The 16,919-nt window shown below is 69.1% G+C and carries 7 protein-coding genes, 2 rRNA genes and 3 pseudogenes; 9 read left to right on the top strand and 3 right to left on the bottom strand.

Annotation, left to right across the window (positions count from 1 at the left end; translation table 11 throughout):
- A partial coding sequence (locus ABD794_RS15625) for a DNA repair protein RadA (RefSeq protein ID WP_344963931.1) occupies window positions 1-997 on the bottom strand: 997 nt, incomplete at its 3' end.
- A 128-nt stretch (window positions 998-1,125) separates the two neighbouring features.
- Between ABD794_RS15625 and ABD794_RS15620 the strand changes: the two genes are divergently transcribed.
- On the top strand, window positions 1,126-2,220 hold the full coding sequence (locus tag ABD794_RS15620; protein WP_344963929.1) for a hypothetical protein: 1,095 nt from the start codon (window positions 1,126-1,128) through the stop codon (window positions 2,218-2,220).
- A 156-nt stretch (window positions 2,221-2,376) separates the two neighbouring features.
- On the opposite strand, the gene ABD794_RS15615 is transcribed toward ABD794_RS15620, so the two are convergent.
- Complete coding sequence (locus tag ABD794_RS15615) at window positions 2,377-3,189, bottom strand: DUF3109 family protein (protein WP_344963928.1); 813 nt, start codon at window positions 3,187-3,189, stop codon at window positions 2,377-2,379.
- A gap of 45 nt (window positions 3,190-3,234) precedes the next feature.
- On the opposite strand from ABD794_RS15615, the gene ABD794_RS15610 reads away from it, so the two are divergent.
- The 4 genes and pseudogenes from ABD794_RS15610 (at window position 3,235) to ilvD (ending at window position 7,600) form a co-directional block, all read left to right on the top strand.
- Window positions 3,235-4,176, top strand: a complete 942-nt coding sequence (locus ABD794_RS15610; protein ID WP_344963926.1) for a Ppx/GppA family phosphatase — start codon at window positions 3,235-3,237, stop codon at window positions 4,174-4,176.
- A 23-nt stretch (window positions 4,177-4,199) separates the two neighbouring features.
- The gene (locus tag ABD794_RS15605; RefSeq protein WP_344963924.1) at window positions 4,200-5,024 is read left to right on the top strand and encodes a sugar phosphate isomerase/epimerase family protein; all 825 of its coding nucleotides are present in this window, start codon (window positions 4,200-4,202) and stop codon (window positions 5,022-5,024) included.
- A pseudogene (locus ABD794_RS15600) lies at window positions 5,021-5,560 on the top strand (TetR/AcrR family transcriptional regulator); the annotation flags it as partial. The gene ABD794_RS15605 and the pseudogene ABD794_RS15600, both read left to right, overlap by 4 nt.
- Before the next feature lie 183 nt (window positions 5,561-5,743).
- Window positions 5,744-7,600: pseudogene (gene ilvD / locus ABD794_RS19350) on the top strand (dihydroxy-acid dehydratase).
- Between the two features lie 429 nt (window positions 7,601-8,029).
- Here ilvD and ABD794_RS15585 read toward each other — a convergent pair.
- Window positions 8,030-10,252, bottom strand: coding sequence for a protein kinase domain-containing protein (locus ABD794_RS15585; RefSeq protein ID WP_344963922.1), 2,223 nt, complete (start codon window positions 10,250-10,252; stop codon window positions 8,030-8,032).
- Between the two features lie 165 nt (window positions 10,253-10,417).
- On the opposite strand from ABD794_RS15585, the gene ABD794_RS15580 reads away from it, so the two are divergent.
- From ABD794_RS15580 to ABD794_RS15565, 4 genes and pseudogenes are all read left to right on the top strand, one after another.
- Window positions 10,418-10,753: an SH3 domain-containing protein gene (locus ABD794_RS15580; RefSeq protein ID WP_344963920.1), complete on the top strand. Its 336-nt coding sequence runs from the start codon at window positions 10,418-10,420 to the stop codon at window positions 10,751-10,753.
- Between the two features lie 10 nt (window positions 10,754-10,763).
- Window positions 10,764-11,206: pseudogene (locus ABD794_RS15575) on the top strand (EamA/RhaT family transporter).
- Window positions 11,207-11,728: 522 nt separating this feature from the next.
- Window positions 11,729-13,252, top strand: a 16S ribosomal RNA gene (locus ABD794_RS15570).
- A 275-nt stretch (window positions 13,253-13,527) separates the two neighbouring features.
- Window positions 13,528-16,812: ribosomal RNA gene (locus tag ABD794_RS15565) — 23S ribosomal RNA — on the top strand.
- The 16S and 23S rRNA genes sit together here, the layout of an rRNA operon.
- The last annotated feature ends 107 nt before the right edge of the window (window positions 16,813-16,919 follow it).

The following is a 16,919-nucleotide window of genomic DNA, read 5'->3' as shown; positions in this document are numbered from 1 at the left end:
CCAGGCCCGAGGTGGTGCGCCGGGGCGAGGGGATCTGCGAGTCCACCGTCAGTGCCTGGACCTCCGCCACCAGGGGGCGGCGGCCCTCCAGGGTGACCGTCAGACAGGTGCCCGGGACGGGCTCGGCGCGCCGGGTCAGGAAGAGGCCGCTCGGGTCGGCCAGACCGGTGATGCCCTCGTCGTGCAGCTCGAAGCAGCCGACCTCGTCCGTCGCCCCGTACCGGTTCTTCACTCCGCGGACCAGGCGGAGCCGGGCGTGCCGGTCGCCCTCGAAGTGCAGGACGACGTCCACCAGGTGCTCCAGCAGGCGCGGGCCGGCGATCGCGCCGTCCTTGGTGACGTGGCCGACGAGCAGCGTCGACATCCCGCGCTCCTTGGAGGCGCGGATCAGGGCGCCCGCCACCTCGCGCACCTGGGCCATGCCGCCGGGGGCGCCGTCGATCTCCGGGGAGGCGACCGTCTGCACCGAGTCCATGACCAGCAGGGACGGCTTGACCGCGTCGAGGTGGCCGAGAACCGCCGACAGGTCCGTCTCGGCCGCGAGGTAGAGGTGCTCCGAGAGCGCGCCGATGCGGTCGGCCCGGAGCCGGACCTGGCTCGCGGACTCCTCTCCCGTCACGTACAGCGTGCGGTGCTCGGCGGAGGCGGACTTCGCCGCGACGTCCAGCAGGAGCGTGGACTTGCCGACGCCCGGCTCGCCCGCCAGCAGCACCACCGCGCCGGGCACCAGACCACCGCCCAGCACCCGGTCCAGCTCGGGGACGCCCGTGCCGCGCGCCGTCGCCTGCCGCCCGTCCACCTGGCCGATGGGCACGGCGGCGGACGTCACCCGGCCGGCCGCCGTCGTGCGCACGGCAGGGGAGCCGTACTCCTCGACCGTGCCCCACGCCTGGCACTCGGGGCAGCGGCCGAGCCACTTGGCGGTGGTCCAGCCGCACTCCGTGCAGCGGTAGGAGGGCCGGTCCTTGGACGAGCGGGAGGTACGGGCAGCAGCCATGCGGGTCACCGTAGCGGTAGCCACTGACAGCCGGAGCCCGGCCGCTGTGACAGGTCACATCCCCCGTACGGGGTAAAACCGGGTGAGTGGCGCGAATGGGTCGGCGCCGTCGGCCTACGGTCGCCGGGATGACGACGAGCAGCCACGTCCCCTGGGTGCCGCACCTCGACGGCCTGTTCACCTACTGCCTCTCCGCGCTCGGCGACACGGGGGCCGCCACCGCGGCGCTCGGCGAGGCACTCGCCCACGCCGAGCGGCGCGCCGACCGCGCGCCCGCCGGCCGCGCGCTCCGGCCCTGGCTCTACGCGCTGGCCCGCTGGGCCTGGCTGGGCCGGCGCGGCCCCTGGCCCGCCGCGGACCACGCCTGGCCCGAGGCGCTCGAACTGGCCGTGCGGCACGGGCTCGCGCCCCGGGAGGTCGCCGCCGTCCTGCGGCTCGACCCCGGTGCGGCCCGCGCGCTGATCTCCAGCGGCGCCTGCGAGGTCGAGCGGGCCCGGTTCGCGCTCGCCGTCGCGGAACGGGGCGGTTGCCCGGCGCTCGCGCGCCTCGCGCACGGCCCGCGGCGGGTGCTCGTCCGGCACGTGGACGAGTGCGCCGGCTGCCGGCGCACCGCCGAGCGGGCCGCCGCGGGCTCCTGGCCCGGGACCAGCGCCTCCGCGGCGGTCCCGCCGCTGGTCGGGGCGCCGCCCGTCGAGGAGGTGCGCGCGGCCATGGGGCGCTGCGCCGGAGGGCGCGGGCCGCGCTACGGCCGGGACGGGTTCCCCCGGCCGCCCCGGGACCGCGCGGGCCGGCGCAGCCGGCTGCGGTACGGGGCCGTCACGACCACCGTCGTCGCGACCGTGGTCGCCGCGCCGGCGCTGGCCCTGTGGGCCGCGTGCCGGGGCGTTCCGGCGGGCGTCCCCGACGGGGCCTCGGCCCCCTTCGAGGACACCGGCGACGCCCTGGCCCCCGGCCGCCTGACGGTCACCGCCCGGCAGCGCGGGGAGGACACGCTCGTCACGCTCACCGCGATGGGGGGAGAGGTCCGCTGGTCGGCGACGGCGGACGCGCCGTGGCTGCGGCTGAGCGGGGTGGACGGCGTGCTCCGGCCCGGGCGGAGTGTGACGGTCACCGTGTCCGCGGACGGGGAGCGGGGACGGGGGTGGGGGTGGGGGCGGGTGGTGCTGATGCCGGGGGGTGCGGTGGTGAGACTGCCCCAGCCCCGCCCTTTCTCCGTTTCCTGAGGGCGCGGCCCCCAGCCCCACAGATCAGCCCGTCCGGCGTTTGAGGACAACCGCGCGGAGCGCGGTTTCGGGGGGCCAGGGGGCGGAGCCCCCGGTGGGGTGGCGCAGGGGCGCAGCCCCACGGAAACGGTGAAAGGGCGGGGTGGGGCTCCCCCGTCAGCAACCGGCCGGCTCCGCCGGATCCGCCGGATGCGGAGCCATCGGCAGCAGCGAAGCCATCCGCTCCTCGCACAGCTCCACCAGCCGCGCGTACGCCCGCGGCCCCATCATCTCCACCAGCTCCGCCCGGTAGCTCTCGTACACCGCCTTGCCCGCCCCGTGCGCCGACCGCGCCGAGGTGCACCACCAGTGCAGGTCGTGGCCGCCCGGGCCCCACCCCCGCCGGTCGTACTCGCCGATCGAGACCTGGAGGACCTTGGTGTCGTCGGGCCGCTCGATCCAGTCGTACGTCCGCCGGACCGGCAGCTGCCAGCAGACGTCCGGCTTGGTCTCCAGCGGCTCGCGGCCCTCGCGCAGCGCCAGGATGTGCAGCGCGCAGCCCGCGCCGCCCGCGAAGCCCGGACGGTTCTGGAAGATGCAGGAGCCCTTCCAGCGGCGCGTCTGCCGCTCGTCGTCCTCGTCGAGCTGGGTCCACCCCGGGCCGGACGGGTCCGTCCCCACCTCGTGGAACTGCCAGATGTCCGGCGTCAGCCGGGCCACGTGGCCGGCCACCCGCTCCTCGTCCTCCTCGTCCGAGAAGTGCGCGCCCAGCGTGCAGCAGCCGTCGTCGGCCCGGCCCGCCTTGATGCCCTGGCAGCCGCTGCCGAAGACGCAGGTCCACCGCGACGTGAGCCAGGTCAGGTCGCAGCGGAAGACCTGTTCGTCGTCGGCCGGGTCGGGGAACTCGACCCATGCGCGCGCGAAGTCCAGCCCGACCTCGTCGGGGACCACCGGATGCTTGGAGGACTTCGCCTTCTTCGTCTTTGCCACACCTCAAGCCTATGTGTCCCCACCGGCCCCAGTAGCGTGCTCGGCATGAGACTCGGTGTCCTCGACGTGGGTTCGAATACGGTCCACCTGCTGGTGGTGGACGCACACCCGGGCGCGCGCCCGCTGCCGGCCCACTCCCACAAGGCCGAACTGCGCCTCGCCGAGCTCCTCGACGGCTCCGGCGGCATCGGGGAGAAGGGCGTCGAGTGCCTGGTCCGGGTGATCGGGGAGGCGCTGGAGGCGGCCGAGGACAAGGGCGTCGAGGAGGTCCTGCCGTTCGCCACCTCCGCCGTCCGCGAGGCGGCCAACGCGGACGCCGTCCTCGCCCGGATCCGCGAGGAGACGGGCATCGCCCTGCCGGTGCTCAGCGGCGAGACGGAGGCGCGGCTCACCTTCCTCGCCGTCCGCCGCTGGTTCGGCTGGTCCGCGGGCCGGCTGCTCGTCCTCGACATCGGCGGCGGCTCCCTGGAGATCGCCTACGGCATGGACGAGGACCCCGACTCCGCCGCCTCCCTCCCGCTCGGCGCCGGCCGGCTGACCGCGGCCCGGCTGCCCGACCCGCTGCCGGACCCCGAGGACGTCCGCGCCCTGCGCCGCCACGTCCGCACCGAGATCGCCCGGGTGGTCGGCGGCTTCACCCGCGTCGGCTCCCCCGACCGCGCGGTCGCCACCTCCAAGACCTTCAAACAGCTCGCCCGCTTCGCCGGCGAGGGCCCGCGCGACCGGCGCACCCTCAGCCGGAAGTCGCTGGCCGCGTGGGTGCCCCGGCTCGCCGCCATGACCCCGCAGCAGCGCGCCGCGCTGCCCGGCGTGTCGGCGGGCCGCGCCTCCCAGCTGCTCGCCGGCGCCCTCGTCGCCGAGGCCGCGATGGACCTGTTCGGCGTGGACGAGGCCGAGGTCTGCCCCTGGGCCCTGCGCGAGGGCGTCATCCTGCGGAGGCTGGACCACCTTCCCGCGGTAGCACCGGACCACCTGCCCGCCGCGTGAGGGGCGGTCGTACGCTGTCCCTCGTGACAGAGCCAGTGGTGCGGATCCCGGACGCGAAGGTCGCCCTGTCCACGGCCTCGGTCTACCCCGAGTCCACGGCGACGGCCTTCGAGATCGCCGCCCGGCTGGGCTACGACGGCGTCGAGGTCATGGTGTGGACCGACCCCGTCAGCCAGGACATCGACGCCCTGCGCCGGCTCTCCGACTACCACCGGATGCCCATCCTGGCCGTCCACGCGCCCTGCCTGCTGATCACCCAGCGCGTCTGGTCCACCGACCCCTGGGTCAAGCTCCAACGGGCCCGCGCCGCGGCCGAGAAGCTCGGCGCCGGCACCGTCGTCGTCCACCCGCCGTTCCGCTGGCAGCGCTCCTACGCCCGCGACTTCGTCCGCGGGATCTGGCGCATGGCCGACGAGACGGACGTCCGCTTCGCGGTCGAGAACATGTACCCCTGGCGCTACCGCGACCGCGAACTGCTCGCCTACGCGCCCGACTGGGACGTCACCAAGGACGACTACCGCCACTTCACGGTCGACCTCTCGCACACCGCCACCGCCCGGACGGAGGCGCTCGACATGGTCGCCCGGATGGGCGACCGCCTCGCCCACGTCCACCTCGCCGACGGCAACGGCTCCAACAAGGACGAGCACCTGGTCCCCGGCCGCGGCAAACAGCCCTGCGCCGAGCTGCTGGAACAGCTCGCGGTCAGCGGCTTCGACGGCCACGTCGTCATCGAGGTCAACACCCGGCGCGCCATGTCGGCCGCCGAACGCGAGGCCGACCTCGCCGAGGCGCTCGCCTTCACCCGGCTGCACCTCGCCTCCCCGACCGGCGCGGCCCGGCCGTGAGCCCGCCGGAACCGCAGAGCCCGCCTCCGCGCCGCCGCGGCCGTCCGTCCCGCGCCGAGGCCGGCGACGGCCCCGGGGCGCGCGAGCGCATCGCGGCCGCCGCCCGGGCCGAGTTCGCCGAGCGGGGCTACGACGGGGCGTCGATCCGCGCCATCGCCAAGGGCGCGGGCGTGGACCCGGCCCTCGTCCACCACTACTTCGGCCCCAAGGAACGGGTCTTCGCCGCCGCCGTCGAGCTGGACTTCGCCCCCGCGCTGGCCGCCCCGGGCGTGGTGCTGGAGGGCGGCCGGGAGGACGTGGGGGAGCGGCTGACCCGTTTCGTCCTCGGCGTCTGGGAGGACCCGGCGACCCGGGAGCAGCTGCGCGCCATCGTCCGCTCGGCCGTCGCCAACGAGGCCGCGGCCGAGGTCTTCCGCGAACTCGTCACCGAGCGGCTGATGCTGCCCATCGCCGGCCGCCTCGGCGTCCCCGACGCGCGGCTGCGCGCCGAGCTGGCGGCGGCCCAGCTGGTGGGCGTGGCCCTGCTCCGCCACGTGATCAAGGTGGAGCCGCTGGCGTCGGTGGACTTCGAGGACGTGGTGGCGCGGGCGGCGGCCCGCGGTGCAGGCGCACTTGCTGGGCTGATCTCCGGTGCGTCTCGCATGGCGGAAACCCTGTCCGGATCTTGGATCTTGAGCGTAGGCTCGAAGGACCAGCCGCATCCCGGAGGAGTGCAGCACATGCGCCAGCTGAGGTCCCGCACCGTCACCCACGGCCGCAACATGGCGGGCGCCCGCGCCCTCATGCGGGCCTCCGGTGTAGCGAGCGAGGACATCGGCAAGCCGATCGTCGCCGTCGCCAACTCCTTCACCGAGTTCGTGCCGGGGGCACACCCACCTCGCGCCGGTCGGCCGCATCGTCTCCGACGCCATCCTCGCCGCGGGCGCCGTCCCCCGCGAGTTCAACACCATCGCCGTCGACGACGGCATCGCCATGGGCCACGCCGGGATGCTCTACTCCCTGCCCTCCCGCGACCTGATCGCCGACTCCGTCGAGTACATGGTCGAGGCGCACTGCGCCGACGCCCTGATCTGCATCTCCAACTGCGACAAGATCACGCCGGGCATGCTGATGGCCGCGATGCGCCTCAACATCCCCACCGTCTTCGTCTCCGGCGGCCCCATGGAGGCCGGCCAGGCCACCCTCGTCGACGGCACGGTCCGCAAGCTCGATCTGATCAACGCGATCGTCGACGCGGTGAACGAGAACGTCTCCGACGAGGACGTCCTCCGCATCGAGGAGAACGCCTGCCCCACCTGCGGCTCCTGCTCCGGCATGTTCACCGCCAACTCGATGAACTGCCTGACCGAGGCCATCGGCCTCTCCCTGCCGGGCAACGGCTCCACCCTCGCCACCCACACCGCCCGCCGCGCGCTCTACGAGAACGCGGGCCGCACGGTCGTCGAGATCACCAAGCGCCACTACGAGCAGGGCGACGACTCCGTCCTGCCGCGCTCCATCGCCACCCGCGCGGCCTTCGAGAACGCCATGGCCCTCGACATCGCCATGGGCGGCTCCACCAACACGATCCTGCACCTGCTCGCCGCCGCGCAGGAGGCCGAGCTCGACTACGACCTGAAGGACGTCGACGCCGTCTCGCGCCGCGTCCCCTGCCTCGCCAAGGTCGCCCCCAACGTCGCCCCCGGCGGGACGTACTACATGGAGGACGTGCACCGCGCCGGCGGCATCCCCGCCATCCTCGGCGAGCTCCACCGCGCCGGGCTCCTCAACGAGGACGTGCACAACCGTCCACTCCGCCTCGCTCGCCGAGTGGCTCAAGTCCTGGGACGTGCGCGGCGGTTCGCCGTCCCCCGAGGCCGTCGAACTGTTCCACGCCGCGCCCGGCTGCCGGCGCTCGGCGACCGCCTTCTCGCAGTCCGAGGCGCTGGGAGAGCCTGGACCTCGACGCGGCCGGGGGCTGCATCCGCATCCGCCGGGCACGCGTACTCGAAGGACGGCGGGCTGGCCGTCCTCAAGGGCAACCTCGCGGTCGACGGCTGCGTCGTGAAGACCGCCGGCGTCGACGAGTCGATCTGGGACCTTCGAAGGCCCGGCCGTCGTCCTGCGAGTCCCAAGACGAGGCCGTCGACAAGATCCTCCGGAAGCAGATCAAGGAGGGCGACGTCGTCGTCATCCGCTACGAGGGCCCGCGCGGCGGCCCCGGCATGCAGGAGATGCTCTACCCCACCTCGTTCCTCAAGGGCCGCGGCCTGGGCAAGGCGTGCGCCCTGGTCACGGACGGCCGCTTCTCCGGCGGCACTTCGGGCCTCTCGATCGGCCACGCGTCGCCGGAGGCGGCGTCCGGCGGAACGATCGCGCTGGTGCGGGACGGGGACCGGATCCGCATCGACATCCCCGCGCGGTCGATCGAACTCCTCGTCCCGGAGGAGGAGTTGGCGTCCCGCCGGGCCGCACTGGGCGGCGTCTACGCGCCCGCGGACCGCGACCGCAAGGTCTCGGCGGCGCTGCGGGCGTACGCGGCGATGGCGACGAGCGCGGACCGGGGCGCGGTGCGGGACGTGAGCCGGCTGGGGTGAGTTCGCCCCTGGCCCGCCCTTTCACCGTTTCCCGCAGGGGCTGCCGCCCCTGCGCCACCCCGCGGCGCGCTGCCGCGCGCGGGGGCCCGCGCTCCGCGCGGTGAGCGGGGCTTCGCCCCTGCGCCCCCCCGGCGCCCCCTGCCCGGGGCTTCGCCCCTGGCCCCCGAAGCGCCCTGCGGGCTCCCCCAGAGGGGGGTACCCCCAGTCCTCAAGCGCCGGACGGGCTGGATTTGCGCCGGGCGTGCACTATTCAGCCCGTCCGGCGCTTGAGGACGAGCGGCGGAGCCGCGATACGGGGTCCGGGGCGGAGCCCCGGAAGTGGGGTGCAGGGGGCGCAGCCCCCGCCCACCGCGGCGCAGCCGCGCTGCGGGGCCGAGGGGCGCAGCCCCTGCGGGAAACGGTGAAAGGGCGGGACCGGGGCACAACCCCTCACCGCCACCGCGCAGGATCCCGCACCCCCACCCCGAACACCGTCCCGTCCGGCGCCGACCCGAACGCCCTCCCCCGTGCCACCACCGGCGCCGGCACCTCCCCCGCGAACCCCCGGTCCGGCCCCGCCGGCCGCGCCCGCGTCTGGCCGAGCAGCGACCCGCGCTCCGCGTCCACCGCCGTCAACCGGCCGTCCGCCGCCGAGAAGTACACCCGGCGCCGGTCCGTGACCAGCGCCGACGCATTGGACACCGAGGTCTCCAGCTTCCACAGCCGTCGCCCCTGCTCCGTGTCCACGGCAGTGAGCCCGCCGCCCCCGGCCACGCCCCCGGCCAGCAGGTAGACCACATCGCCGCGCGCCACCGCGCTCGCCGTGTACAGCGGCACATTCAGCGGAACCCGACGTTCCCGCCGCGCCGCCGGGTCGTAGCGGACGACGGCGGACACCCGGTTCTCCCGGTCCGTCGCGGTCAGATGGAGGCCGCCGTCCGTACGGGCCCCCACCGCCTGCAGGGTCCCGTCCGCCGTCCACTGCCAGAGCGTGCGTCCGGTCGCCGGGTCGACGGCCGCCACCTGGGTGCGCCGGTCGTCCGGCGCCGGGCCGACCGCGTAGACGGGCCCGGTGCCGTACGAGGAGAGGACGGGGTTGCGGAACCCGGGGATCCGGCGCTGCCAGAGCTCCCGGTTGCTCCGCGCGTCCAGCGCGGTCACCGTGCCGTCCCCGGCGACCAGCAGGAGCGCGTCGCCCGCGGGCAGGACCCGCGCCGTGTACCGCGACACGTCCCGGGTCCAGCGCGTGCTGCCCGAGGCGGCGTCGAGGGCCAGCAGCTCCCGGCCGTCCGCCGACAGCACGTGGACGAGCCCCCCGCCGACGACCGGCGCCCCCGTCGGCACGGCACTGCCGGACCGTACCGGCGCCGCCGGGCGCCGCCAGACCACCCGGCCGTCGGGCGCGTTCATACGGACCGCGAGCAGTCCGGGCGCCGAGCAGAAGAGGCCGTCCTCCCCGTAGGCGCAGGAGCCCGCCCGGCCCTTGCCGAGGGAGGTCTGCCAGGGCTGCCAGGCCGAGCGTGCCGCGGAGGAGGCTCGCGTCTGCAGCGGCTCGCTCCCGGAACCGGCCCGGTTCACCGCCCAGCCGGCGCCCACACCCAGTGCCACCACGACGAGCGCCCCGACGGCGAACCACGAGGTGCGCCGCCACCGGGAACGCGGCGCGGACGGACCGCGGAAAGCGGAATCGGAAGCCGAACGGGAGTGCGTCACCGGCGTGTCCGCCCGCTGCCACCGCTCCGGAAGGGAGGGACTGGACGGACCGGCCGGACGGGACGAACGAGGCGGCCGCGACGTGTACGCCGCCGACACGTCCGGCAGCCGCGGCACGGTGGGCCGCTCGTGCTCGGCCAGCGCCGGCAGCCGGGACATGATCGCGTCCGGCGTCGGCCGGTCCGCCGGGTCCTTGGCCAGGCAGTCCCGCAGCAGCGGCACCAGGTCGGCGGGCACCTCCGCCAGGTCCGGCTCGTCGTGCACCACCTGGTACGCGACCAGGTACGGACTGTCGGACTCGAACGGCCCGCGCCCCGTCGCCGCATGGACCAGCAGCGAGGCCAGCGCGAACACGTCCGCCGCCGGCCCGACCTCGCGCGGCCGCTGGAACTGCTCGGGCGCCATGAACGGCGGCGTGCCGACCAGCTTCCCCGTCTCGGTCCGCAACTCGCTGTCGTACGGGCGGGAGATGCCGAAGTCGATGACCTTCGGACCGTCATCGGCGAGCAGGACGTTGCTGGGCTTGAGGTCCCGGTGCACGACCCCGGCGCGGTGGATGTCGCGCAGCGCCTCCGACAGCCCTGCCGCCAGCCGCCGGACCGCGTCCGGGGAGAGGGGGCCGTGCTCCTTGATGTACGAGGCGAGGGTGGGGCCCGCGATGCACAGCGTGGCCATCCACGGCCGCTCGCAGTCCGGGTCGGCGTCCACGACCGGCGCGGTGAACGCCCCGCTCACCCGCCGGGCGGCCGTCACCTCCTGCCGGAACCGCGCCCTGAACTCCGGATCCGCCGCGTACTCGGCGTGCACCACCTTGACCGCGAGGCGCAGCCCCGACGGCGAGTGCGCCAGATGCACGACGCCCATGCCGCCCGAGCCGAGACGTCCTTCCAGGCGGTACCGACCGGCGTACTCAGGATCCTCCGCTCCCGGTCCGTTCCCGGTGTCGCGCAGCGGCGGCATTCCCCACCCCCGTTGTCCTCTCGGCCGCACAGGCGGCGTGCGGAGCCTAGTCGATGGGACGCCGGATCCCCGGGAGGGCGTGCCGGGCCTTGCTAGCCTGCGCATGTCATTCAGCCGTCAACAACAGTCTGCTGACGGTCGTTTTGGAACGGGGGAAGACGCTCCATGACCAATGAAGAGATCCTCGACGGGGCCGCAGCGCCGGAGGACGGGGCCATCGCGACGGAAGGCGCCGCACTGCGGGCCGCCGACCTCGCCTCGTACGCCATCGCCCCCGGCTACCAGGTGAACGTGCGCAGCGGCCCCAGCACCCGCAACCCCGTGGTCAGGACCCTCCCGAAGGGCTCCCGGGTGCAGATCCGCTGCCAGACCCGCGGCGAGAACGTCTCCGGCCCCTGCGGCACGACGAACATCTGGGACAACATCGGACCGGGGCAGTACATCTCCGACTCCTATGTGAAGACGGGCAGCGGTGGCTTCGTGGCGGACAGCTGCTCCTGATAATCGGGACATGAGTGGAGAGCGCCCCCCGGCCCCGGCCCCCGAGCCGATCCGTTTTCTTCGGTACGACCTGGGTCGAGCACGGCGGCGGCTACGCACTGCGCCGCGTCTGCGTCGCCGTGGGCGGCCTGGCCGCCGCGGTCGCGGGCGCCCTCCTCCTGCGCCCTCGGCTACGAGGGCCTGGCCATCGCCAAGGTCGGCGGTCTGGTGAACGTGCTCGTCGCCGGGGCGGTGGCCATCTGTACGGCCCTGGCCTTCCGCCGCACCTGGGAGGGCTTCGTCCGGCGCCCGGACCCGGGGCGGGACGAGGCCGTGGAGCGGTCGGCCGCGGGGCTGACGGCCATCGGGTTCGTCGGGGTCCTCCTGGCCTGGTCGCTGCGCGCGCTCCAGGAGGCACCGGGGGAGCAGTTGCGCCGGCGGGAGTACGAGGGGGGTGGGCATGAGCACCCCTGAACCTCGTGTAGAGTTCTTCGAGTTGCCACGGCGTCCGCGAGGAAGCCGGGGCGGCGTTTCACGCCAGCTCGGCGGGATCCACTACTGCACGGCCCCTGAACGGGATGAATTTCGGCATGCCGGAATTCGGTCCGAGACTCCGATTAGGAGTCGCCGGGGAAATCCGCTAAAGTAGTGATCACGCCGGAAGGCGCGAAACACCCCGCTCCAACAGGGGGCCGGAAACGGAATTCGGACCGGAAACGGAACGGAAAACGGATCTGGTAAGGTTGGAAACACCGAAGGGAAGCGCCCGGAGGAAAGCCGAGACCGAGTCTCGGTGAGTACGAAGGAAGCGTCCGTTCCTTGAGAACTCAACAGCGTGCCAAAAGTCAACGCCAGACTATAAAACAACCCCGTCCCGGCCGTTCGGTTGGGATGAGGTTCCTTTGAAAAACACAGCGAGGACGCTGTGAACGGCCGGGCTTATTCCGCCCGGCTGTTCCGCTCAACGCGAGTGTTGAACCCGATTACGGGTACACATTCACGGAGAGTTTGATCCTGGCTCAGGACGAACGCTGGCGGCGTGCTTAACACATGCAAGTCGAACGATGAAGCCCTTCGGGGTGGATTAGTGGCGAACGGGTGAGTAACACGTGGGCAATCTGCCCTGCACTCTGGGACAAGCCCTGGAAACGGGGTCTAATACCGGATATTACCTTCGAGCGCATGCTTGAGGGTGGAAAGCTCCGGCGGTGCAGGATGAGCCCGCGGCCTATCAGCTTGTTGGTGGGGTGATGGCCTACCAAGGCGACGACGGGTAGCCGGCCTGAGAGGGCGACCGGCCACACTGGGACTGAGACACGGCCCAGACTCCTACGGGAGGCAGCAGTGGGGAATATTGCACAATGGGCGAAAGCCTGATGCAGCGACGCCGCGTGAGGGATGACGGCCTTCGGGTTGTAAACCTCTTTCAGCAGGGAAGAAGCGAAAGTGACGGTACCTGCAGAAGAAGCGCCGGCTAACTACGTGCCAGCAGCCGCGGTAATACGTAGGGCGCAAGCGTTGTCCGGAATTATTGGGCGTAAAGAGCTCGTAGGCGGCTTGTCGCGTCGGATGTGAAAGCCCGGGGCTTAACCCCGGGTCTGCATTCGATACGGGCAGGCTAGAGTTCGGTAGGGGAGATCGGAATTCCTGGTGTAGCGGTGAAATGCGCAGATATCAGGAGGAACACCGGTGGCGAAGGCGGATCTCTGGGCCGATACTGACGCTGAGGAGCGAAAGCGTGGGGAGCGAACAGGATTAGATACCCTGGTAGTCCACGCCGTAAACGTTGGGCACTAGGTGTGGGCGACATTCCACGTCGTCCGTGCCGCAGCTAACGCATTAAGTGCCCCGCCTGGGGAGTACGGCCGCAAGGCTAAAACTCAAAGGAATTGACGGGGGCCCGCACAAGCAGCGGAGCATGTGGCTTAATTCGACGCAACGCGAAGAACCTTACCAAGGCTTGACATACACCGGAAACGGCCAGAGATGGTCGCCCCCTTGTGGTCGGTGTACAGGTGGTGCATGGCTGTCGTCAGCTCGTGTCGTGAGATGTTGGGTTAAGTCCCGCAACGAGCGCAACCCTTGTTCTGTGTTGCCAGCATGCCTTTCGGGGTGATGGGGACTCACAGGAGACTGCCGGGGTCAACTCGGAGGAAGGTGGGGACGACGTCAAGTCATCATGCCCCTTATGTCTTGGGCTGCACACGTGCTACAATGGCCGGTACAATGAGCTGCGATGCCGTGAGGTGGAGCGAATCTCAAAAAGCCGGTCTCAGTTCGGATTGGGGTCTGCAACTCGACCCCATGAAGTTGGAGTTGCTAGTAATCGCAGATCAGCATTGCTGCGGTGAATACGTTCCCGGGCCTTGTACACACCGCCCGTCACGTCACGAAAGTCGGTAACACCCGAAGCCGGTGGCCCAACCCTTGTGGAGGGAGCCGTCGAAGGTGGGACTGGCGATTGGGACGAAGTCGTAACAAGGTAGCCGTACCGGAAGGTGCGGCTGGATCACCTCCTTTCTAAGGAGCATATAGCCGACTGCAGACAAACGTTCTGCACGGTTGCTCATGGGTGGAACGTTGACTATTCGGCACGATGGGTGAGGGTTCGCTAGTACTGCTTCGGCGTGGAACGTGAATGTGAACTGGTCGTGTCGGGCACGCTGTTGGGTGTCTGAGGGTACGAGCGTGAGCTTGTTGCCTTCTGTACTGGCCCCGGTAAAGGTCTGCTTCGGCGGGTTGTGACGGGTGGCTGGTCGTTGTTTGAGAACTGCACAGTGGACGCGAGCATCTGTGGCCAAGTTTTTAAGGGCGCACGGTGGATGCCTTGGCACCAGGAACCGATGAAGGACGTGGGAGGCCGCGATAGGCCCCGGGGAGCTGTCAACCGAGCTGTGATCCGGGGGTGTCCGAATGGGGAAACCCGGCAGTCGTCATGGGCTGTCACCCGCTGCTGAACACATAGGCAGTGTGGAGGGAACGCGGGGAAGTGAAACATCTCAGTACCCGCAGGAAGAGAAAACAACCGTGATTCCGGGAGTAGTGGCGAGCGAAACTGGATGAGGCCAAACCTATGGCGTGTGATACCCGGCAGGGGTTGCGTCGTGGGGGTTGTGGGATCTCTCTTCTGTCGTCTGCCGGCGACAGGACGAGTCAGAAACCGTAGTGATAGGCGAAGGACATGCGAAAGGTCCGGCGTAGAGGGTAAGACCCCCGTAGCTGAAATCATTGCGGCTCGTTTGAGAGACACCCAAGTAGCACGGGGCCCGAGAAATCCCGTGTGAATCTGGCGGGACCACCCGTTAAGCCTAAATATTCCCTGGTGACCGATAGCGGATAGTACCGTGAGGGAATGGTGAAAAGTACCGCGGGAGCGGAGTGAAATAGTACCTGAAACCGTGTGCCTACAAGCCGTGGGAGCGTCGCACAAGGAGCTTGCTTCTTGTGTCGTGACTGCGTGCCTTTTGAAGAATGAGCCTGCGAGTTTGCGGTGTGTTGCGAGGTTAACCCGTGTGGGGAAGCCGTAGCGAAAGCGAGTCCGAATAGGGCGGTTGAGTAGCGCGCCCAAGACCCGAAGCGGAGTGATCTAGCCATGGGCAGGTTGAAGCGGAGGTAAGACTTCGTGGAGGACCGAACCCACCAGGGTTGAAAACCTGGGGGATGACCTGTGGTTAGGGGTGAAAGGCCAATCAAACTCCGTGATAGCTGGTTCTCCCCGAAATGCATTTAGGTGCAGCGTCGTGTGTTTCTTGCCGGAGGTAGAGCACTGGATAGGCGATGGGCCCTACCGGGTTACTGACCTTAGCCAAACTCCGAATGCCGGTAAGTGAGAGCGCGGCAGTGAGACTGTGGGGGATAAGCTCCATGGTCGAGAGGGAAACAGCCCAGAGCATCGACTAAGGCCCCTAAGCGTACGCTAAGTGGGAAAGGATGTGGAGTCGCAGAGACAACCAGGAGGTTGGCTTAGAAGCAGCCACCCTTGAAAGAGTGCGTAATAGCTCACTGGTCAAGTGATTCCGCGCCGACAATGTAGCGGGGCTCAAGCGTACCGCCGAAGTCGTGTCATTGCAGTACATACCCCCAACGGGGACTGTGATGGGTAGGGGAGCGTCGTGTGCCGGGTGAAGCAGCCGCGGAAGCGAGTTGTGGACGGTTCACGAGTGAGAATGCAGGCATGAGTAGCTGATACACACGTGAAGAGGAGAGGAGGAACACGTCGCTGTCGCAACCCCGATTGACCAAGGGTGTTCCTGGAGTCATAGCTGATCTGCGCCATGAGGTACAGTCAGAGGACGTAGGCCGTGTCCGACAGGTCGTACGTCCGATGGACAACCGGTTGATATTGGCCGGTACCGGCTTTGACGAACGCCCAATATCGAATCAGGCGATGCTCACTAGTCCGTGAAGCCGTCCTGGACCTTCGGGAAAGGGAAGTGGTGGAGGCCGAACGGACCAGACTTGTAGTAGGTAACGCGATAGGGGCGTGACGCAGCGCACGGAAGTCCAGATCGCAGCTCTCGCCGTGCGGTGGTCTGCCCGGTGGGAAGGGTACGGGTAGTCGGCTCGTGATGGTAGGTAAATCCCGTCACAACGTAAGCGATGAGACCTGATGCGAGCCGATTGTGGTGAAGTGGTATGATCCTACCCTGCTGTGCGAGGAAAGTCCTCTAGCGAGTTTCATGCGGCCCGTACGCCTAACCGACTCAGGTGGTCAGGTGGAGCGGACTCATATCCGAGGCAGTTCGAGGTGAACTATGGTTAAGGCAACTCGGTCAAAGTGACACAGCTAACTCGGGAGCCGAGAGAGAAGCGATGGCCATCCGTCTGTGATGAGTCTATGCACCGTTGCTAGCCGCCCACCTTGTGTGCTCGGTGGCCATGCAGACGCAACCATCGAGCACCAGCGAGAAGAAAAGGGGCGACTGTATACTACAAACAAACACCAGAGTCCCGTGCGAAGCTCAGCTAAGGCGTATGTATACGGACTGACGCTGCCGGTGCTGCGAACGGTTAGCGGGACCGGTTAGCTGGATTCGTCCAGCGCAGCTGAGATACTTAAGCGCCAGTAAACGGCTGGTGGTAACTATAACCATCCTAAGGTAGCGAAATTCTTGTCGGGTAAGTTCCGACCTGCACGAATGGCGTAACGACTTTCCGACTGTCTCCAACCCTAGGCCACGGTGAAATTGCACTAGCGAGTTAAAGATGCTCGTTTCGCGCAGCGCAGACCGGAAAGACCCCGGGACCTTTACTATAGTTGATATTGGTGTTCGGTTCGGCTTGTGTAGATAGGTGGGAGACTGTGAAGCATGCACCCAGTGTGTGTGGAGTCGTCGTTGAAATACCACTCTGGTCCGTGCTGGATGTCTAAACCTGGGTCCGTGATCCGTGATCAGGGACAGTGTCTGGTGGGTAGTTTAACTGGGGCGGTTGCCTCCTAAAGAGTAACGGAGGCGCCCAAAGGTTCCCTCAGCCTGGTGGCAATCAGGTGTTGAGTGTAAGTGCACAAGGGAGCTTGACTGTGAGACCGACGGGTCGAGCAGGGACGAAAGTCGGGACTAGTGATCCGGCGGTGTGCTTGTGGAAGCGCCGTCGCTCACGGATAAAAGGTACCACGGGGATAACAGGTGATCTTCCCAAGAGTCCATATCACGACGGGATGGGTTGGCACCTCGATGTCGCTCGTCTGCATCCTGGGGCTGGAGTCGTCCCAAGGGTGTGGATGCTGTTCGCCCATTAAAGCGGTACGCGAGCTGGGTTTAGAACGTCGTGAGACAGTTCGGCTCCTATCCGCTGTTGCGCGTAGGAGTCTTGAGAAGGGCTGTCCCTAGTACGAGAGGGACACGGGACGGACGACGAACCTCTGGTGTGCCAGTTTGTTTCTGCCAGGGCATGGCTGTTGGCTACGTTCGGGAGGGATAACGCTGAAAGCATCTAAGCGGGAAGCCTGCTTCGAGATGAGGATCCCACCCACTTGATGGGGTAAGGCTCCCAGTAGACGACTGGGTGTGATAGGCCAGATATGGAAGCCTGGTAACGGGTGGAGTTGACTGGTTAATATAGGCCGAGGGCTTGTCCTCAGTTGCTCGCGTCCACTGTGTTGGTTCTGAAACCACGAACAACCAAAAGTGCCGGTTGTTGATAATGGTTTCATAGTGTTTTCGGATGGTCATAGCGTTAGGGAAAC

Source organism: Streptomyces thioluteus, from assembly GCF_039535865.1.
Note: the sequence above shows the minus strand (reverse complement) of the source record. Positions and strands in the feature narration are given on the sequence as shown.

Coding starts and splice junctions, on each gene's coding strand:
- ABD794_RS15610 (WP_344963926.1), top strand. CDS start 3,235: ATGAGACTCGGTGTCCTCGACGTGGGTTCGAATACGGTCCACCTGCTG.
- ABD794_RS15585 (WP_344963922.1), bottom strand. CDS start 10,252: ATGCCGCCGCTGCGCGACACCGGGAACGGACCGGGAGCGGAGGATCCT.
- ABD794_RS15620 (WP_344963929.1), top strand. CDS start 1,126: ATGACGACGAGCAGCCACGTCCCCTGGGTGCCGCACCTCGACGGCCTG.
- ABD794_RS15580 (WP_344963920.1), top strand. CDS start 10,418: ATGACCAATGAAGAGATCCTCGACGGGGCCGCAGCGCCGGAGGACGGG.